The organism is Gynuella sunshinyii YC6258 (assembly GCF_000940805.1).
Taxonomy (GTDB): Bacteria; Pseudomonadota; Gammaproteobacteria; order Pseudomonadales; family Natronospirillaceae; genus Gynuella; species Gynuella sunshinyii.
This window is the reverse complement of record NZ_CP007142.1, coordinates 749,347-771,429: the sequence shown is the minus strand read 5'-3', so window position 1 is coordinate 771,429 and position 22,083 is coordinate 749,347. Positions and strand designations below refer to the sequence as shown.

The following is a 22,083-nucleotide window of genomic DNA, read 5'->3' as shown; positions in this document are numbered from 1 at the left end:
TCAATGGTCGTAGTATTGAGAACGCAACTGCTCATTTAATCATTCAGTGATTTGGATCGCCGTCACCTAACTCAAACAACTCATCAATTGTGCTGACTCTTTTATGTGCTGTTAACTTATACCATTTAGCAAGAACACTACTGTCTATTAACGTGACTTTTCCGACTTCCCATCGGACTATGTTTGAACTAAAACAGCTCAGGAGCAACTCATCCCTATGTCATCATTGAATGAGGCTTTAAAATTCAAAAACGGTAAGAGCTGCAGACATGACTGGACCATATCATCTGTCATGGAATTATTTCAGATGCCATTCAATGATCTTGTATTTGAAGCAGCAAAGGTCCATCGCCAATATTTTGATCCCAACGAAGTACAAATCAGTACACTACTCTCCATTAAAACCGGGGCCTGTCCGGAAGACTGTAAATATTGTCCTCAAAGTGGCCACTACCAGACGGGTCTGGAAAAAGAAAAGCTGTTGGAAATTGAGACCGTCGTTGCGCAAGCCAGCGCTGCCAGGCAAGCCGGTGCCAGCCGTTTCTGCATGGGAGCGGCATGGCGTTCACCCAGCAAAAAGGATATGCCTTATGTGCTGGAGATGATCAGGCAGGTTAAGGCCCTGGGAATGGAAACCTGTATGACCTTAGGCATGCTCGATGCGCAGCAGGCTACAGAACTGGCCGATGCAGGCCTCGATTACTACAACCATAATCTCGATACCTCGCCAGATTATTATCGTGAAATCATTACCACCCGAACTTATCAGGATCGACTGAATACCTTGGCTCATGTAAGAGCATCCGGAATGAAAATATGCTCCGGCGGAATACTTGGCATGGGGGAACAGCTTGATGACCGTGCGGCAATGTTGGTACAGCTGGCAAATCTGAAACCTCATCCGGAAAGTGTCCCGATTAATCAGTTGGTCAAACTTGAAGGTTTACCACTGGCACAACAACAGGACCTTGATCCTCTGGATTTCATCCGTACCATTGCCGTAGCCCGGATTATGATGCCAAAATCCCACGTCCGCCTTTCGGCAGGAAGAGAACAGATGAGTGACACCATGCAGGCATTGGCATTTATGGCCGGGGCCAACTCGATATTTTACGGCGACAAATTGCTGACCACCGGCAACCCGGATGTGGAAAATGATCAACATCTTTTTCAACGTCTGGGCTTGAAACCCCAACAACGGATTCAACAGAAAGACAGTAACGAACAAATACCGGTCAGTTGTCCGCGAAGCAATACCATGTTTTACGATGCGACTCTGGAATCACATAAGCGCTGATGAATAATAACCTGATGAATGGAGATATTGTATTTCGAGCGGCAGCTGACAACGACCTTGCAGAAGCTATCAACGATGTCACCCAAACAAACCAATTCGATCACTACACCCACATGGGGATCACCGAAGTCAAAGATCAGCATGTCTATATTTATCACGCAGATCCCCACCTTGGGGTCTGCTGTCAGGCATTGTCGGAGTTTCGTCTATCAGAGCAGAATGAGGTACTGAACATTGGTGTCTACCGGCTTACGCCCTCGTACCAACATTATGTCGATAACGCTCTGTCTTTAGCCCGGACCTTAATTGGCCAACCTTATAATCACAGCTATATCCTGGATCATCAGGGCTTTTACTGCTCCGAGTTCATCTATCATCTTTTTGCTGACACCGGTTTATTTACACTAAAGCCGATGACATTCAAACAACCTGGCAGTGATTCATTCCATCCCGGCTGGATCACATATTACCGGGAACTCGGACTCGAAATTCCAGAGGGACTACCGGGCTGTAATCCTAACGAAATGGCTGCAAGTCAAAACCTGATTAAAGTATTCTGACTAGCATCACGGTATCTGCCGCTATCCGTCAGCATTCATGCCATCTCTGGTATTTACCTTAAAGTTGTTTCCAGAAAAAGTTGCTTACCTGGTCGCCAATAGGGCGTTGGAAGTCTACTCAAAATCGTTCATTTATGTCTTACAAACTCCCGCTTCAAGCCCGACACATACGGAGCCTCGGCCACAGACCAGCAGAGCGACTTAAATCCATTCCCGACAGGCTGGTCACAGATTTGTGCTTTGCCCTGGTTTCCTCGCCAGTATTATTCAGATGTTCCAAGAAAGTTTTTTGCGACGCCATCAGCTTTAATCATAAATACAAACATCCAACAAAATTCAGAGCATTGCACAGAATATGGAAATATTGATTCGAAAAACTTGCATGATAACGAGTCTCACTGCTGACATTTCCCAGAATAAAAAAACCATCATCTTTAAAACACAGTCGTTTTATCAAGAGCAACCAGTTTTAAAATTCGTTGGCATGCTCAACAACATCATCTATGGATATCAAACGAACAGCGATAACACGTAAACGTTGAGCCTGATGCATTCTAAACATCCAACCCCCTCCCCACAGCCAAACCGATGACATATCAAAAACGGCTATTCCGGATATTACTGCGATCACATTGTTTAAATACTCGTCGAAGTGAATAAATGCATCACACATCTGTAAGGTAGAGCAATGAAACGCTGGATTAGTAGCATCCAAAATCGTTATATTGATTACGATTTTCAGATACTGGCCATCAATCTGTTTCTAAGAGGAAAGAAAAATCATGGAAAGTCGAACATATTGGGTGGACTATGCCAAGGCCATCGGTATTCTACTGGTGGTTTACGGACATGTCGCACGGGGACTCGAAAATGGAGGCATCGTTATCCCGGAGCAACTGTTTGGTGCATATCAACTGACAGACAGTATCGTATACAGCTTTCATATGCCTTTGTTTTTTTTCCTGTCCGGGCTTTTTTTTCAACACTCGTTCTCAAAGCGTGGTGGTGGCCAGCTGGTATTAAGCAAGATAGACACGGTATTTTATCCATATGTATTGTGGTCCATCATACAGGGATGCACAGAGGTCTTGCTGTCCCATTACACCAATGGCGATTTAACCCTCAGCAGGGTATTCACTCTCTTATGGTCTCCCAGAGCGCAGTTTTGGTTTCTCTATGCACTATTTTTCGTTTTTGTGGCTGCCTCACTTATTTTTTCTCTGGTCCCTGAAAAATTCACGCTGGTGATATTTATACTGGCAGTACTGGCTAATATTTTTCGATCCCATATGCCGCCGGATATTATCTCTACTTACATCTCTCGCCACTTTGTCTTTTTTGCATTCGGCATTATATTCTCGCAATATTTCCGCGCTGATCGTCTGGCCTCTCCTTTTATGCTGCTGATGATGTTAGCAGCGTTCATTGGCAGCCAATACTTGTATCACCGTTATCTGTTATTACACGAAGCCAAGACGGTTTTTTCTCTCCTGCTTGCTCTGGTGTCTATCATGGCGGTGGTATCGCTTTCTGCTTTTCTGGCCCGGAAGTACTACCGGACACTGGCTTATCTGGGTTACGCGTCAATGGCAATTTATCTGATGCATACCCTGGCAGGAAGCGGTACCAGAGTGATATTGAAGAGCTTCCTTGGTGTAACTGACCTCAGTGTTCACCTACTTCTGGGAAACATCATGGCCGTGCTTGGACCGATCATTGCGCTACGCATTATTGATCATTACAACATTCCTTACTTACTTTCAGCACCAATCAGCCGATGGCTTAAACTGAGCTATCGAAAAATAGTACCAACCTCTAAACCGTCAGTACCACCTTCAGAGTGATAAGGGCAATGTCTTAATGTTTGGAAAAAAAGTTTGTGACTAAGCATTTGTGACATACCACAGCAAACATGTGCGTCACAGTCTGGCTCATTTATAACCAATGCCGGTTTTAATTAGGGGGCCTCTGAAAAACAGGAATAGTTTTGATGCAGGCGAGGAAGCACCACTCGCAACACCGCAGTTTACTGGAGTAAATGAGGATGTGAGACTGGGGCTGACAACGTCCTGCGCGAAAATAGTCCATTTTTCAGAGGTTCCTTAGCAGAATGAAACGTTTTAAAACTTTCTTTTTCCGAACCTATTGTGACGACTGAGGTTTATAAACGGAGAATTATCCTGTCAATAACGGAAAATCTATTGAAGGTTTTCCAGTTATCCACTACAAATAACCCTCAGCAATCTCTACTGCTAAAAAAAATAAAAGATACAGTTGGAGTAATACATGAATTTCTGGTTCAAACTATCTGCGGCTTTTGCTGTGTATTCCTGTTCAACGATTGCAACAGCTGCAACGGTGGAAGTTCTGCATTCCTGGACTTCTGAAGGTGAAGCAAAAGCAGTGGAAGTTCTTAAGTCGATGTTGGCTGAACGTGGCCACACGTGGAAGGATTTTGCGGTTCAAACCGGCGGCGACAATGCTCAGGGGGTTTTAAAACAACGCATCATCCAGGGCAAACCACCGGCAGCGGCAATGATGAAAAAGTTCAACCTTCAACGTTGGGAACGTCTCGGTTTTCTGCAAAACATCGACGATATCGCTGTAAGCGAGCACTGGGATGACACACTTTTCCACGCCGCTGAAGATGCTATTAAATTTGACGGTCATTATGGCGCAGCAGCGGTTGGCATCCATCGGACCAACTGGATATGGGCTAATAAGAAAATTTTGGATAAGGTCAATGCCAAGATGCCGGAAACCTGGCCGGAATTTTTTGCAGTGGCAGAAAAAATCAAATCAGCCGGATATCATGTTGTTGCTATTGGTGACGAAGCCGATCAATTGGGAACAATGTTTGAATCGATGATTTTGTCCGTTGGCGGACCTGAGCTGTATCGAAAAGCAATCGCTGAACTTGATTATGGTGCCATCAAGAGCCCGGAGATGAGTCGGGTCTTCGATATGGCACGCAAATTACAACCATATCTTTATATGGATTCTGACAGCAGCTGGAACAAAGCTACCAAGTTGGTTATCGATGGTGAAGCCGCATTCCAGTTTATGGGAGACTGGGCCAAGGGAGAGTTCTCCGTTGCCGGCAAAATTCCGATGAAAGATTACATCTGCGCGCCGGTTATGCAGACACGCAATCAGTTTCTCTACAACATCGATTCTCTGGCCATGTTTAAACTACACAATGCTCAGGAAATTGATGCCCAAAAAGACCTCGCCAGCGCGATCATGAGCAGCAACTTCCAACTCACCTACAATCGCTACAAAGGCTCGATTCCAACGCGGCAGGATCTTGACCTGACAGGTTTTGACATATGCGCCCAAATGAGCAAGCAGGAGCTGTTGAATGCTGAAGCTACGAATGCCGAGCTACCAAGCATTGCCCACGGATTGGCTGCCACTGAGCTGGTTCAGACAGCTTTTAATAGCGTGATTTCCGCATTCTTTCATGACCCGAATATGAGTTCAGACCAAGCTGCGCTTACCCTTTCCAAAGATATGCGCAAAGGCGCTTACATGATGTAATGGGACGATCAGAGCAGATTCGTATTCGCACATTCAGCGATGGTCTGCTCTTTTCATTTCATGACCTGCATTCCAATTTTTACCCAATAATCGCACCAGAAACAAAGAGCCCATCGAACATCGTTGTTATCGATATTTCCGACTCTCAGCCTCCTGCCCACTTACAAGCTTCGGAGCAGTCTGGATCGAAGCAAAACCAGTTATCAAGTTAACCTTTAATATTACAATCAACGGCATTTTGATGAATTAAGGATAACTTCTGGTCTGAGCTGGCAAATATACATAACGGCAAAACACCGTAATTCGAAGGCGGGAAATACTGAAAGGAAGCAAAAAAGTCTGTCTGTTAACGCACCATTCCATCGGACGAAAATTGTTTAATTGGTTGGAACAAGACGGGGCGGCCCGATCAGGCCGCCCTCTGTTCGATCAACGGGGTTGAATCACCAACGTATCCAGAGTTGTGCCGACCGAGCGATAGCTCGGACGATACATGTCTTCCACGTAAGGATTCGGCACCTGATAGGTACCTGGCGTGACAGCCCGCACCAGATAATACAGTTTCGTAGAACTCCAGCTGTCGACACTGATCGCGGCAACGTAGCGGTCATCACGGTACTCCTGGTACTGGGTCCGGTATTCACGGAAATAATGCCCCAACGATTCATCGTCAATCTTGACGTTATCCAGATCGACGCTGGCATTACTCAGGTTCTGGTTTTCCAGTTCCAGACCGGCTGGCAACAAATCAACAACCAGAGCGTCCGGAATGCGCAGGTTCTCATCGACCGAAATTGTCAGACCCACGACAATCAACTCACCACTGGTCAGGTTGCTCGGGGTAATACGCTGGCCATTAAGATCGTAGTAACGACGCACGATATGCAGACCATTGCTGTAAGGTTCCGGAGCCGTTCTTGGCGCTCCCTGATACGCCAGAGTCACGTATAGTTTCTGATCGGTGGCTTCAACCTGCTGCAGACTGGTCAGTTGATCGGCATCGAGCAAGGTGTTGAACGGCCGATTCTGGTTCAGGGTCTGCTGAGCGGTTTTGGCAATCAGTTTACCCTGCCACTGCTTACCGGATTTGGCATAGAACAACGCAACCTTGGCCAGAGCAATACGCTCCTGGGTGCTGAACCAACGCTCATTTTGCAGAATATCCACCAGATCCTGAGCCAGCGAGCCTTCGTCCAACCCCTGTTCCAGGGCTATCGCCAGACTCAATGCAGTGTCGCGCAGGGTTGAACCGTAATCCCGATAATAACGATAGCGTTCACGCTTGATTGAAAGGGCTGCATCATTGGCACGCTCAGCCCGATCATGATCATTCAGCAGATTCAGAGCCGCCGCCAGATGCATCCAGGCAAGACCGGAAGAACGGATACGGGCCCGAACGGAACGTCTGTCATTCTGATTTTCCATACCATCATCATACAGACGGCGAACCAGACTTAAATTGGCGGTTCCGGCTTTGGCCATCACATAGGCGGAATATGCCCGTATAGCAAAACTGTAATATTCGTTACTGTCGCTCCAACCATCATCATCAAACGCACTGGCGCGCAGATAACTGTCCAGACGTTTGAGCGCACGATCGAGTGTGTAGGAATCGACTTCAATACCCTGACGACGTGCATCCACCAGCACTTCGGTGGCATATGCCGTACCCCAGCGGGACTCTGAACTGGCCGCATCCCAGTAGCCAAAGCCACCGTTGGCAAACTGCTTGCTCTTCAGGCGCTCAATACCTGCGGTAATCTGCTGTAAGCGGAACTCATCACTGAACGGCCGATCAAAGCGGTTTTTGAAACTGTCCGTCAAACCCAAGTCCTGCACCGCAGCATTATCCAGCAATACCCATGGATACGTGGAACTGGTGGTCTGCTCCAGACAACCATATGGATAGTGCAGCAGGTACTCCAGGTGACTACGGAAGTTGATAGCCGGACGATTGGAAACAGTCATCAATGCCTGGACGGTATCCGGACGCAGATTGCTGATGTCCACCTGAGGCTGCCAGCTGCCATTGGCATCGATGACCGCACTCTGATACTCGGTTTGCCATGGGAAGGGACTGCGCACTCCGAGCTTCCAGGTACGATCAATGTTGATATCACTGCCATTGGTGGCCTGCAGGTGAATCACCCCCTGACCTTCATGCAGACCTCCGGTGATGGGCACCAGAACCACGGCTTTTTGTCGATCTGCCAGAGTAACGGTTTGCTTCAGGCCAGTAGAGAAAATTTCACCGCTGACATTTACCCTTACATCCAGCTGCTGGTTCAACCCGGAAAGGTTGTGCAGATCGAAACTAAGCTGACTCTGATCACCCATGGCAATAAACCGGGGCATGGAAATCTGAGTCACCAGTTTGTCTGCAACGATCGTTTCGGATTGCGCACTGCCGTATGAGTAATCACCGTACACCACAACCATCCATTTCAGCTTGCCGTTGAAATTGGGCAGCTGAAAGCTGACATCTGCCTCGCCATCCACCAGCTCCACCGGTTCACTGAAGAAAGAAACAATCTGAACCTCGGTTTTGGGTTTTTCACCCCCGCGGCTCAATTCCGCCTTCTCCATGGCATCAGCATCGGCAAACATATCACCCCCAAACCGCTGACGAATCATTTCGTAGCCCAGGTTATTGATGATCTTGCCATAAATATCGTAGTAACTACCTTCAAAACGGCGCGGAGCAAAGAAATACTGTTCCGGTTTCGGTGCCTGGTAACGGGTAATATTCAATACACCTTTATCAACCAAAGCCACAGTAGCAAACAGTTTCTGGCTGCCCAACTGGGCCCGGTTGGTCACTTTGAGGTGAGCACTGACCAACTTGTTCGGCTCAATTTTCTCAGGAGTTGTCAGTTCCACTTCCGCTACCGCATCGCTGCGTCGTAACGGCAGATGAATAATCCCCAGAGCCCGGGTCGGCGTGACCTCATTGACCTGATCCGCAGGCGTCAGCACCATGGCCGTCAGGTACAGATCGTGACGGTTCCACTGTTTTGGCAATTCAACGTTGATCTGGTTTTCACCTTTGTAAACCGACTGGTTCAGGGTGTATTCGACACCATCACTGGATTCTACGTTAATAATGGCGGAACCACTGATCGGACTGTTCAGACGCAGACGGGCGGTATCTCCTGGCGCGTAATAGTTCTGGTCAAGAGACATCTGGATCATATCCGGCTTCAGATTCGTGCTTTCCTGGTTGGACCAGCTCCACTGAGTTCTGAAGTGATACAACGTGATCGCACCGGAGCTGGAAGTCACTTCCAGATCATAAAGTCCCCATTCCACTGGAAAATCCACCGTTACAGGCTGATCCTTAATCTCAATGGTTTCTGAAGCGGTGACATAGCGATTGGCCTGATAATCCCAGTACCAGCCACGGGAGCTGTCGTATTGCCAGAAATACTCGCGGTGATCACGCAATAACCGGACACTCAAAGTATCGCGAACCGGTTTGCCGTTGGCGTCAACACTCAACAACTTGAATTGCAGAGTCTGATTGGAAGGCGGACGATCCTCGAACTGCGGCTGTACACCGGGCAGCTTGCTGTATGCCGGCAACTGAATCACATTCTGAGTACGGGTAATCGGGCGACCACCATTTTCATAAACACTGGCGCTGATACTGAAGTTCAGTGGTACTTTTATATCCGACCAATAATCGGGTACGACCAGCTCTCCATGGCCAGCTTCATCCAGCTTGATCGGGTCCAGATTGATATTGCGAGTGCGGACATTCGCCTCTGAATCACCAAAATAGAAACCTTTAAGATCCGGAAAAATTTTATTCGCCGGAGAAATGGTTACGACCGCATCAGCATTGTTGCCGGCTGCTGGCGCGCCATACAGATAATCCCCCTGAATCGGTACCTGAAACTCGCCTTTGGGCGAGTAACGGGTCTGATTACGATCACCGTCATAAAAGCTCAGGGTCAGGGTTTCTGGCAAAAACTCTTCCACCTGGAAGTAATAAGCCTCGTATTGGCCGTCAATTCTCACTTCCAGACGCCAGTCTCCAGTCGGGGCATTCTCATCCAACTCGAAACGTGTTTGATACAGGCCATTGGCATCGGGGCTCCAGGTGAACTTCTGCTTCTGCTCTCCACGGGCATTCCACAGAAAAGCCTTTAACGGCATATCCCGGACTTTACGACCATCAAAGTCACGCAGCAACATGTTGATATCAACCTGTTCACCGGGCCGATACAGATCCCTCGGGCCATACATAAATGCCTGAAACGGCTGATGCAGACTGGGCACATTAGGATAGGAGGAGAGATCGAGTTCGCCTTGGTCCAGTCTCAAAAAGCTGATTTGGTCTCCCTGTTCAGCAACGATGATATTGGGCAGGTCATTGGTGGAAAGCTGATAGCTGCCACTTTGAGAAGTACGGGCATTTTGTTCACGGGCAGCCTGATTATTACGTTCCGGCCACCAGAACCGCAGGTTAACATTTTTCAGCGGTTCGCCGGTGGTAATCGAGTTGGCGTAGACCATCAGGGACTGTTTGTACTTGCGAACATGCAGGCCAATGTCAGTAATGGTGAAATAGGTTGTGTCGTAACGGTATGAATACTCACCCGGCTGGCGGATCACCGCGACATAGATACCTGGTTCTTTTTTCTCCAGGATCGGATCAAGGTTAAAGTTATAGGTGGTCCGCTGATTGGTACGGGCATGGTTGGTATAGCGGGCGGTATGCACCAGATCGGCATATTCCCGCAGACCTGACAACGAATCGTAATACATCCGGCCTTTAAAATACGTTTCACCGATAAAGCGGTTCATATCCTGATCACGTACACGGAACACATCCAAGTCCACTTCAGGCTGGTTCACGACCGTCACCGGAATACCATCTTTTATATTTCCGACCAGAAATGTGCCGCTACTGGCAAAACTGGCCCCCGGCGTCAATGCCCGAGTGTCGACGGTCCAGTCAAAAGGATGGCTGTCACCACGACTATCCACCTTCGACAGCACATCACCACTAACCGATGTCAGGGCTTTAGTTACCTTTACCTGATAGCGGGTACTGGGTTCCACAAACGGTAAAACCCACTGGCGTCCGGTTCCCTGGGTATACCATTGACTGCCATCAGCCGGCGCAGGTGTTACAGAAATATAACGGGACAAATCAGTGCCGGGGTCCACTGCACCGGTTAAGCGGATAACCAGTGCCGGAGCATTATCCTGAGTGGTTTCACTGACATCGGAGATATAAAAGTCGGCGGCATTAATAAAGCTCGAAAACAACACCAGAAGGCTGATCCAAAAGCCATTAATACCAATACGTACCGCGTGCATAAGCTGCTTCCTTGACTTTTTAATAGATATTTTAAGAGCAGCAAGTGTAGGTGCTGCAAAGACAATTGGCAAAGCTCCGAGAGTGGTTTTTTGTGATATCGATCAGTGGCCGTCAGCAAATGAATGGATGACGACCAGTGTGTTGGTTAAAGCACCTGATTTGACCTGACCGTCAGTATCGAGGCCAGCCGTTTGAATCCCAGTTCAGAATACTGATTAACAATTTAGATGTTCCATTGTCACGGGCGTCGTAAGCATGGCGAACAATGACATCGGTATTGAGAATATCCTGCCCGCCCGGACCAATCCATTGGCTGTTACCACCATCCAACAAGCTGCCTCCACCGGACAACAGATCATGACCATTCTTATCCAGATAAGGGCCTCGAATCTCTGTCGCCCGGCCATAGCGAATCTGATAAGTGCTGTTGGTACCCTGGCAACATTTGCCGACAGACACAAATAAATAATAGTAACCCCGACGATAAATAATACTGGGCGCTTCAATACCTTCATTGCCACGATAAGCAATATTGTATTGTGGTCCATAGGGCTTCATGGTTAATGGATTCAAGCGGGTCAGTTGAATACCCGACCAGAAAGACCCAAATGCCAGCCACGGGTTGCCATCGGCATCCACAACCAGATCCGGATCAATTGCATTGAAATTTTGAGAGCTGTTACTACTGACCACCAGCCCATCGTCACGCCAACTACCAGAGCTGATACTGGTTGTGGACGCAAGCCCGATAGCGGACACATTGGAACCAAAGGTGGAAATAGAATAGTACATCCAGGTACGGCCATTATAAGATTTCACGTCAGGTGCCCAAACATCTTCGCCATCGTGATCCGGCACATACTGTCTCCACCAGCTCAGTCCATTTGGAAAAATACCACCATTTCCACCTGACCACTGGGTACCATTGGTCGAGTATTTGGAATAAATACCCGGTCCGGTCTGAAACACCCACCAGCGACCATTCTCATACGCCAGTGTCGGATCATGGGTGACCAGATTACCGCTCAGAGACCAGTGATCGGTTGCGCCATTGATGGTTGAGGGATCCCATCCCGGCTGGCCAGTGGTTCCCAACTGCGACAACTTCCACAATTGTGCATCGGAACCGTTATAGCTCCACTGGGCAATATTGGCACCATCGGCAGTATTAAAATTATAGAGATCCAGCGCTTTGCCACTATTACGGTTGATAAAACTGTAGTAACCGTTACTTTCCTGCTTCACTTGCCACTGCTGAGTATGGTTAGCGAGATACTCCCATTGCGACACATTGGCACCATCACTGGTACCGAAATCATAAACTTCCATGGCTTTGCCACTGCTCAGGTTGATCAGCGAATAGTAGTCACCTTCAACATGAGTAATCAGCCAGCGCTGGGCGTCATAGCCGTTGGCCGGCCATTGCTGAATATTGGCACCATTGTCTGCAGCGCCATTAATCACTTCAACCCGTTTACCACTGTGCTTTGATGTAATTGTGTAGACGCCATTTGATAGCGCCACAACATTAGTACTGATGCAAACCAATAGCCATAAAAGTCCGCAAAGAACGTTTTTATAAGCAGGCATAAATGTCACCTTTAACCTGACAGTTATAGTAGTGGCCCAATAGTACTCTGCAGCTGATGATTAATATGGAAACATTATTAAATGTCTGAGCACTTGTTGGCAAAATTTTACATAAAGAGCAAGTATTTGTGACCTGTCACAGGGTTTCATGCCAAAGAATCATAGCAATTTTGATTGCGGAGAGAGTGGCATACAAATGTAACAGACCCTAACAAAGTTCTGTTATTTCTGTCACACAGTAAGTAAGAGTAACCTAGCGTAATGCTTGGTTTTTTTCTGATCCCGGTCAGCAAAACCGAAACCTCTTGTTGTCACAATGCGCGCAAAAGAACAACAGGAGGGTCCCATGTCGACTCAATCGCTCACCACTTCAGCCGCTCATCAGGACACGCCCGGACGTCTGGTCATTTATGCGCCATTGGCAGGCTCGGTTTATCCCCTGGAGCAGGTCCCTGACCCGGTCTTTGCCGAAAAGATGATCGGCGATGGTATTTCCATCGATCCGGTGGACAACGTATTACTCGCACCATTCGATGGCGTGGTACAGCAACTGCATTCTTCAGGACACGCCGTTACCATCAAACATGCCAGCGGGCTCGAAGTACTGCTGCACATTGGTATTGATACCGTGCTGCTCAAGGGCAAAGGCTTTAAGCCATTAGTGAGCACCGGAACAAAGGTTTCCAAAGGTACACCGCTGATAGAATTCGCTGCCGATGACATTGCCTGCCAGGCCAAAAGTCTGATGACTGAGATTATTCTGGCCAATGGCGAACTGGTGAAACGTCTCCATCAGCCAACCATTGACGATATCGAAGCCATGGCCCCTCTGCTTGAGGTGGAGCTGCAAACTGGCGAACCTGACGGATCTGAACCGGAAACCGGTGAGTGGCTGGCCTCACGCCCCTTACTGATTCCCAACCCGGCGGGCTTACATGCCCGGCCCTGCGCAGCACTGGTCAAACTGGCCAAACAGTTCAGTGCCCACATTGAACTTGAATGCCACGGTCAGAGAGTCAATGGCCGGAGTCTGACGGCCATCATGGCACTGAACATCCGCCTCGGTGATTCCATCACCCTGTTCGCCCGCGGTGCTCAGGCCAGCATTGCACTGGAGCAACTCGGTGAAGCGGTACAGTCCGGCCTGGGAGAAGATGTTACCCAGATCAGTGGCAATACCATGATGGATTACGATCAGGAGCCGTCACTGCTGTTTCCACCTTCCGATGATCCAAGTCGGATCGGTGGCACCTCTGCCTCAGCCGGTCTGGCATTCGGGCGTATTTTTCAGCGGCGTGAAGAACGTTTTGAATACCCGGAACAAGGCGGTCGGTTTGAAAACGAGATCGTCATGCTGGATCAATGCCTATATGACGCCCGGTTGCAACTGATTGAATTGGAACAGCGACTCATCGATGCCGGTCAACCGGAGCGGGCACAGATTTTTGTCGCCCATCAGGAATTATTGAGCGATCCGGATTTGTATGATCATGCCACTGCTGACGTTCGAGCCGGCAAAAGCGCCGCGTTTGCCTGGCAAACAGCGGTCAACATGCAGGTAAATCGCCTGAAAAAACTCAACAACCCCATGCTGGCAGAACGCGCTGCCGACCTGCAGGATGTGGGACGCCGGGTCCTGAAACTCATCCTGGGGTTATCCGATGAGGAACAGGCTCTTCCCGAAAACACTATTCTGGTGGCCGAAGATCTGACGCCATCCGATACCGCCAACATCGATCTCAAAAAAGTGGTCGGCATCTGCACCACAGGTGGCGGTCCAACGTCACACACAGCCATTCTGGCCAGAGCCATGAACCTGCCGGCACTGGCAGGTGTCGAGCACCGGGTGCTGGAACTGGCCAACGGCACCGAAGTCATTCTGGATGCAGATAACGGAAACCTGCAGCTAACCCCTGACAGTAAGGCTCTTGAGGACATCCGCCTTCAACTCGATACCCGAGCCCGCCAGCACCAGGCCAATTTGGAGCAGGTAGCGTTACCGGCCACGACCCGTGACGGTCACACTATTGCCGTGGCAGCGAATGCCGGCAGTACTGCAGAAGTTGCCAAGGCCGTGACTGGAGGAGCCGAAGGAATCGGTCTGCTGCGCTCCGAGTTCCTGTTTCTTCAGTGCGCCACCGCACCAGACGAAGAAGAACAATACCGCATCTATCGCCAGGCTCTGGAAACCCTTCAACCCGGTCAGCCACTGATCGTACGGACTCTGGATGTCGGTGGTGACAAACCGTTGCCATATCTGCCGCTGCCGGCCGAAGACAACCCATTCCTCGGTCAACGGGGAATTCGGATCGGACTGGATAAACCGATGCTGCTACGCCAGCAGCTGCGTGCAATTTTAAGGGCTTCCAAACACGGCGCCATTCACATCTTGCTGCCCATGATCAGCAACCTGCACGAACTCCGGTTGACCAAAGAGCTGCTGGAGCAGGAACGCCAGTCCCTGAACGTAGCACCGGTTCCTGTGGGTATCATGATTGAAGTGCCATCTGCGGCATTGATGGCAGATGTACTGGCGGCTGAAGCAGACTTCTTTTCCATTGGTACCAACGATCTCACCCAGTACACCCTGGCGATGGACCGTGGCCATCCCAAACTGGCCCCGTTAATCGATGCACTGGACCCGGCAGTATTGCGACTGATCAAACAGACTTGTGACGGTGCCCGGATACATAACAAATGGGTGGGTATCTGCGGTGGGGTTGCCGGTGACCCTCAGGCCGCCGCGCTGCTGGTAGGCCTTGGTGTGACGGAACTATCGGTCAGCATTCCTGTGATTGCTGACGTAAAAGCCATTATTCGAAACCTCGATTTTAGTGAGTGCAGACGACTGGCGGAGCAGGCTTTGACGCTTTCATCCGCTTCCGAAGTGCGTCAGCTGATGACAAACAGTTTCAACAAATAAAATAATCAGGAGCAATCTCTATGAGTGTGTGGAAGCAATCCTTTGCGGTTTTGCAAAAAGTCGGCAAGTCGCTGATGCTACCGGTATCCGTATTACCGGTCGCCGGCATCCTGCTGGGTATCGGTGGAGCAGACTGGTCACACCTGGGTGAAGTACCTCAGGTGCTGGCGCTGATTCTGAGTGTGATGAAGCAATCCGGTGATGCCGTATTTGGCAACCTGCCATTGATCTTCGCTATCGGCGTGGCGCTGGGCTTTACCAATAATGATGGTGTATCCGCCCTCGCTGCCACTGTAGGTTATTACGTGATGACAGCTGCGATGAAGGCACTGGGTCCGACCATCGCCGGCAGTATTTATCATATAGACTTGCAAACCAACCCGGAGTTGATAGACAAACTGATCAATACCGGAGTACTCGGCGGCATTGTCGCCGGTGGTATTGCGGCATTCATGTTCAACCGCTTTTTCAATATCAAACTGCCGACCTACCTTGGATTTTTCGCTGGCAAACGTTTCGTCCCCATTATCACGGCTTTCAGCGCAATTGCGGCAGCTTTGATATTGACCATTATCTGGCCACCGATTGGCAATTTGATCAATTCATTTTCTGACTGGGCAGCGTATCAGAATCCGGCCCTGGCATTTGGCATCTATGGTGTGGTTGAACGTTCACTGATTCCGTTTGGACTGCATCATATCTGGAACGTACCGTTCTTCTTCGAAGCTGGTGCGGTTTGCCAGGTAGGTCATGACTTAATCAACGGTGTGGCGGACAAAGCTGCCTGTACCGCCCAAGGCGGACAATGGATTACTGGTGAAATTCAGCGCTACCTGGCCGGTGACCCAACAGCTGGCAACATGGCTGGTGGTTATCTGTTCAAAATGTGGGGACTGCCGGCTGCTGCCATCGCCATGTGGCATACCGCCAAGCCGGAAAACCGGGCCAAAATCGGTGGCATCATGATTTCCGCCGCACTGACCAGTTTTCTGACCGGGATTACCGAGCCTATTGAGTTCGCCTTCCTGTTCGTCGCACCTGTGCTGTATGTCATTCACGCGATTCTGGCCGGCCTGGCATTTCCGATCACCATCCTGTTGGATATGAAACACGGTATGACATTCAGCCATGGTGGTATCGACTTCTTCCTGTTCAGTCACCTGTCTCATAACTTCCTGATGTTCTTTGTCGTTGGCCCTGCTTACGCACTGGTTTATTACACTGTATTCCGTGTAGCTATCGTCAAGCTAAACCTGAAAACCCCTGGCCGTGAAGACGAAGTTGCTCTGGTCACCGTGCAAACAACCACTGGCAACGTGGCAGAAGATGATCGTGTCGGACAGATTATTCTGGCGTTCGGTGGTGCCTCCAACCTGAAAACAGTTGATAACTGCATTACCCGCCTGCGTATGGAAGTGCATCAGACTGAGAAAGTGAACTCTGATCGCCTGAAAGCCCTGGGCGCAACCGGTGTGATCAAGGTTGGAAACGGCATCCAGGCCATCTTTGGAACTGAAGCCGATAACCTGCGTACCTCCATTGACCAATATCTGGCGTCTGGCAAAGCACCTGAACTGGATGCACCAATGGCAGCTCCCGTCAGTCAAACAGTTGCAGCTCCAGTTGCACAACAGAGTACAGCCACTGGAATATCCGATGAACAACGCTCCCTGGCCAGCCGTCTGATCACACTGCTGGGCGGCAAAGATAACATTCAGGACTGTCTGGCCTGTGCCACCAGCCGCTTACGCCTGGAACTGAAAGACCAGGTCAAATGGGACGAAGCCGAACTGCGTAACGCAGGTGTCAAACGGGTTATGCGCATCAATGAAACCGTTGTGCATCTGTTACTTGGCGATCAGGCCAGTGCCACAGAACAGGCCATGAAAGAACAACTGGCTGGCTAAATAAACATCCGGAGGTGATGACCCCATCACCCCCGACACATCGATTATGTTCGTCAGTATGACTCTTTGCCGCCTTCTGGGCGGCTTTTTTATATCCAGGGATGGATGGGCAGAAAATTGCTCCTGCATTTTACTGCATGACCACCTTCCCTGACGGTCATTCCCTTCTTACGGATTAAAACATGCCGGCAAGAAACAGTCTGAGGGGATGTGTCGTCAACGGCCGTTCGTTTAAACTGCAGCACTGTATGTCCAGTCTCTTTTAGCTCTGCAGGATCATCGCATGTTTACAGCACAGGAACTCAGCCGGTATAGCCGCCACCTGACTCTCTCTGAATTCGGTCTGGAGGGTCAGCGCCGACTCAAAAATGCCCGGGTGCTGCTGGTAGGCGCGGGGGGGCTGGGATCACCTGCCGGTTTATATCTTGCAGCAGCGGGCGTCGGGATCATCGGCATTGTCGATGCGGATGTGGTTGAAGATAGCAACCTGCAACGGCAAGTGCTGTTCACAACCGCGGATATTGGGCAATCCAAGGCAAATCAGGCCGCCGTTCATTTGCAGCAACTGAATCCTCACATTACGGTCCATTCCCACCACATTGCCCTTAACCGTCACAACGCAATGACACTGATTGCAGACTATGATCTGGTTGTCGATGGATCCGATAATTTCCCGACTCGTTATCTGGTCAATGATGCCTGTGTACTGCTGGATAAACCCTACGTTTACGGCAGCATCTATCAGTTTGAGGGGCAGGCGAGCGTTTTTCATCACGCTGATGGTCCTTGTTATCGATGCCTGTTTCCTGAACCACCGGCTCCGGGGCAGGTGCCATCCTGTGCCGAGGCCGGCGTACTGGGAGTCTTACCAGCCATGATTGCAACGATACAAACGACCGAAGCCATCAAACTGATAACCGGAATCGGCCAGACGCTGAGCGGACGCTTATTACAATACCATGCTCTGGATATGCGCTTTGACGAACTCACCCTCAGCCGGGATCCTCAGTGTCCGATATGTGGTGACCAGCCCGTCATAACCGAGTTGATAGATTATGAGGCCTTTTGCGGGATGCAGCCGGCAGTCTCGCTGATAACGGCGACTGAACTCAAAACCCAATTAAAAAACAATCCTGATATTCAACTGATCGATGTGCGAGAGCCATACGAACGGGAAATCTGTCAAATCAACAACAGTCGCTCCATTCCCCTTGCTACGCTGATCCATCACCACAATGAATTGGTCGGCGACCGGATGATCGTATGCATCTGTAAAAGCGGCGGTCGTTCCGCAACCGCAACGCGTCAGCTTCAAGCTGCCGGGTGCTCGCAGGTTTATAGCCTGGAGGGTGGAATACTGGCCTGGATAGACCAGATTGATCCATGCCTGACGCGTTACTAATGCATTAGGCACAACATTGCACCTCGGTTTCCCTGGTCTATACTCAAACGTAATTGTTTGTATGCAGCATATCCAAAAATACCGGTAACTCTGAAAGCCTGACTTGGCAATCGATCGGGGTGGAACGTTGAATTATCATTGATAAAGGGAATGTCCTGATGGGCGTATACCTGATCAGAGGCTTAGTCACCACTCATGTCGGCTATATCATTGATTGACAGCATCAAAAATCGAATACGATATAAGCTGATCACCATTGGCATTGTCTTAATGGCGTTGATTGTTGTGCCGGGCAGCATCAGCATGAGTTACTTGCTCAGCATCCGCCAGGGAGTGGCCACAACCAAACTGACCGGCCCTCTTCATGCCTCAGTGTTGGAAGCGTCTGACGCCAGCCAGTACCTGATTGAGACGCTTCAGGGGCTGGTATCCGTTTGTCATCTGGATATGACTATTGAAATCCATGGCAACCAGGCACTATTTCCTGTCATCAACGAACCGAACAAAGCCTATGCAGTGCTTGATGCCCTGTATGAACAGGCTCTCAAAAACCACTTTGACCAGTTGTCTGTACAGATCCATTCCGCCAGAGAAACATTGTTTAAGACCCACCAGCAAATGCAGCAAAGCTGCACACTGCTGATGAGCCTGCGGCAGGATTACTATACCCAACAGCAGCAGGTAACGACCGACGTACAGGAGCTGATCAATCTACTGGACAGCCTGATCCGACAATTTGACGGCTATGTGGGCACACACCGTATTCCCGACATCAACAACCTGAGCGATACAGAAATCAGGCGTACACTCAATGAAGTCATGTTTGATGTCTGGCCAACACTGCGCGGGCTCTACCACCTCAGAGATCTCGCCGACCGTCTGAGAGACTCATTAAACCGGCCTCACGCCGGGATACTGTTGCAACAATCTCTGGAAAAGCAGATGTCGCTGGTAACTCTTATAAGAACATCAATGAGTCGGACCTTTACACGACTGCAGATAGCGCAGAAACAGGACGAAGCTGAACATCTATCTACGCTCACCAGAGCCATCAATACCGGTTTATCCGGAAACGGGGGATTAACGGAAACGTATGCGCAAATAACTCAGGTCAATGAGGATCTGAACCAACTCAACGACCACCTGCAGACTTCCATCAACGAGCTGCGGGAGGTCCTTGACGGTGTCACTGTTCGTGCAGCCAAGATTAACTCCCAGGCTCAGGCAGCCATGGATCTGGCGACTTATCAGGCCTATCTGGTACTGGGATTTCTGACTATTTTTGTATCGTCATTGGCGCTACTGACCCTTTTGCTATTTGGTCGAAATCTTAGCCGCCGAATCGAGCTTCTGACGGGTTACACCACAAGTTTGATCGAACTGGAAACACAGCCACAACCGGTTCCGGAAAAACTGACCCAGTCCAGCGATGAACTGGGTATGTTGGCACAGACTTTTGATCAGCTGATGCAAAACCTGTTTGTTGCCCGGGAACATCTGCTGGAAGAATCGCGCAGTCAGATCCAGCTGCAAAATCAACGCATGATGATCATCCTGGAAAATGCACCTTACGGTCTATGCTTGTGTGACCAGGAAGAACGCATACTGCTGGCCAATCGCCAGTTCATATCGTTTTATCATCTTCCTGAACAATTGATTCAACCCGACACACTGTGGCCGGATGTTGTCCGATATGTCCGGAAACGAGGCGTTCGCATTGAGGCGGCTACGGACGACAATCCTCACATCTTTGACCCAATTATGGCCGGTACCAAGCCACAATCCGTAAATCTGGCCGACGGACGGATACTGAATATCACTACCATCAAAACCCCCGATGGCGGCACGATGCTAATCCATGAGGACGTCACCGAGCGGCTAAGTCAGCAGGCCAAAATCAGTCACATGGCTCATCACGATGCCTTAACCGGTCTGCCGAACCGAGTATTATTTCGGGAAAACGTTATCGATACACTGAGCCGTGCCCATGACAATCAACGAATGGCACTGTTATATCTCGATCTCGATCATTTCAAAGCGGTGAACGATACTCTGGGTCATTCGGTGGGAGACCTACTGTTAATTGAAGCAGCCAACAGGCTTCAACAATGCATTAATGACCACGACCTGATTGCTCGTCTGGGGGGAGATGAATTTGCAGTGATGCTGACTGATAACCCGTCCCGCGAAGATGCTCAACAAACCGCCTCAAAAATTATTCACCAGCTTGGGCAACTATACCGCCTGAATCAGCAATCCATTCTGGTGGGGGTTTCAATCGGTATCAGCGTCATACCGGAAGACGGCAATGACCAGGACCAGCTGTTTAAAAACGCAGATCTGGCACTCTATCGAGCTAAACAGGATGGGCGGAATACCTACTGCTTCTTTGAATCTGAAATGGATGCTCTGATGAAGGCTCGCCGGGAGTTGGAACTGGACTTACGATCCGCAATCGAAAAAGGACAAATGCAACTGGCCTACCAACCGGTCATTAACAGCGAGACCCTGGAAATCGCAGGATTTGAAGCACTGTTAAGGTGGCACCACCCACAGCGGGGGTGGGTTCCCCCATCTGAATTCATACCCGTCGCCGAGGCCAGCGGCCAGATTTGTGACATCGGGGCCTGGGTACTGCGGCAGGCTTGCCAGGAAGCCAGGAACTGGCCAGATCACCTCTGGGTTGCCGTCAATGTCTCTCCTGTACAATTCAAACACCGGGATCTCATTCAGGACCTCAACACCGCACTGCTGGATGCATCAATGTCTGCTAACCGGCTGGAACTGGAAATTACCGAAGGCGTATTGCTGCACAACACCGAATCCACCCTGGCCACCCTCGAATCCATCCACTCCCTTGGGGTGAGCATATCAATGGATGATTTCGGCACCGGCTACTCCAGCCTGAGCTATTTGCGGATGTTTAAATTTGACAAGATCAAGATCGACCAAAGCTTTATTTCCGATTTGCACCAGACTCAGGACGCCAGAGCCATGATCGGCGCTATCACAAGCATGTGTGAAAACCTTGGCATAAAAACCACCGCTGAAGGTGTAGAAACCAGAGCACAACAGGATATTCTGATTCAGCAGAAATGCAGTTTATTACAAGGGTATTTGTTTGGCAGGCCAGTACTGTCGAGCGAACTTGATGTTTATCGTTTTGCGAAGCAGCAACAAGATTATCATACTCGCTAACTATCTGGACTTCGGAGCATTATTAAAGCAATATCCTTATGATGTAAGGGCCAGTCAGGTAACTCACTGACTCATGTTCATATTTGAATATCTTTCTTATCCGAACATTTATAATGTACCCGAAAGATCCTATTCCTGCTGAAGACCGGTGTTCGAAGAACAGCTATGATTAAAAGCTTATTACGCTCTATCTGTTTTAAAACCGGTATGTTTCAATCACTGTACTTGAAGGTATGCAAGCCCGGAAATGCCGAATATACCCGCTATCTCAAAAAGTTTGGTCGCCTGCACGCGATCGGATAGGATTGTCTGATCAACAGGGATGTACGCATTTTAA

General features: G+C 49.4%; 10 protein-coding genes. 8 read left to right on the top strand and 2 right to left on the bottom strand.

Annotated features, from left to right (window positions below; all coding sequences use genetic code 11):
- Positions 1-292 precede the first annotated feature (292 nt).
- From bioB to YC6258_RS03395, 4 genes are all read left to right on the top strand, one after another.
- Complete coding sequence (bioB, locus tag YC6258_RS03410) at positions 293-1,297, top strand: biotin synthase BioB (protein WP_425402629.1); 1,005 nt, start codon at positions 293-295, stop codon at positions 1,295-1,297.
- Positions 1,297-1,857, top strand: coding sequence for a YiiX/YebB-like N1pC/P60 family cysteine hydrolase (locus tag YC6258_RS03405; RefSeq protein ID WP_044615803.1), 561 nt, complete (start codon positions 1,297-1,299; stop codon positions 1,855-1,857). Before bioB ends, YC6258_RS03405 begins: the two co-directional genes overlap by 1 nt.
- A 782-nt stretch (positions 1,858-2,639) precedes the next feature.
- Complete coding sequence (locus YC6258_RS03400) at positions 2,640-3,701, top strand: acyltransferase family protein (protein ID WP_044615802.1); 1,062 nt, start codon at positions 2,640-2,642, stop codon at positions 3,699-3,701.
- 442 nt (positions 3,702-4,143) lie between these two features.
- On the top strand, positions 4,144-5,397 hold the full coding sequence (locus tag YC6258_RS03395; RefSeq protein WP_044615801.1) for an ABC transporter substrate-binding protein: 1,254 nt from the start codon (positions 4,144-4,146) through the stop codon (positions 5,395-5,397).
- Between the two features lie 429 nt (positions 5,398-5,826).
- On the opposite strand, the gene YC6258_RS03390 is transcribed toward YC6258_RS03395, so the two are convergent.
- Both YC6258_RS03390 and YC6258_RS31130 read right to left on the bottom strand, forming a co-directional pair.
- A complete protein-coding gene (locus YC6258_RS03390) occupies positions 5,827-10,725 on the bottom strand; it encodes an alpha-2-macroglobulin family protein (RefSeq protein ID WP_044615800.1) in 4,899 nt (1,632 codons plus the stop codon).
- A gap of 172 nt (positions 10,726-10,897) precedes the next feature.
- Positions 10,898-12,316 carry a family 43 glycosylhydrolase gene (locus YC6258_RS31130; RefSeq protein ID WP_052830029.1) on the bottom strand — a complete coding sequence of 473 codons (1,419 nt, stop codon included), beginning with the start codon at positions 12,314-12,316 and terminating at the stop codon, positions 10,898-10,900.
- Positions 12,317-12,662: 346 nt separating this feature from the next.
- On the opposite strand from YC6258_RS31130, the gene ptsP reads away from it, so the two are divergent.
- The 4 genes from ptsP to YC6258_RS26965 all read left to right on the top strand — a co-directional run bounded on the left by ptsP (position 12,663) and on the right by YC6258_RS26965 (position 21,746).
- Positions 12,663-15,239, top strand: coding sequence for a phosphoenolpyruvate--protein phosphotransferase (gene ptsP / locus YC6258_RS03380; RefSeq protein ID WP_044615799.1), 2,577 nt, complete (start codon positions 12,663-12,665; stop codon positions 15,237-15,239).
- 20 nt (positions 15,240-15,259) lie between these two features.
- Entirely contained in the window at positions 15,260-17,146 is a 1,887-nt protein-coding gene (ptsG, locus tag YC6258_RS03375; protein ID WP_044615798.1) for a PTS glucose transporter subunit IIBC, read from the top strand.
- 283 nt (positions 17,147-17,429) lie between these two features.
- Positions 17,430-18,548: a molybdopterin-synthase adenylyltransferase MoeB gene (gene moeB, locus YC6258_RS03370; RefSeq protein WP_044615797.1), complete on the top strand. Its 1,119-nt coding sequence runs from the start codon at positions 17,430-17,432 to the stop codon at positions 18,546-18,548.
- A 195-nt stretch (positions 18,549-18,743) separates the two neighbouring features.
- A complete protein-coding gene (locus YC6258_RS26965; protein WP_052830028.1) occupies positions 18,744-21,746 on the top strand; it encodes a putative bifunctional diguanylate cyclase/phosphodiesterase in 3,003 nt (1,000 codons plus the stop codon).
- The last annotated feature ends 337 nt before the right edge of the window (positions 21,747-22,083 follow it).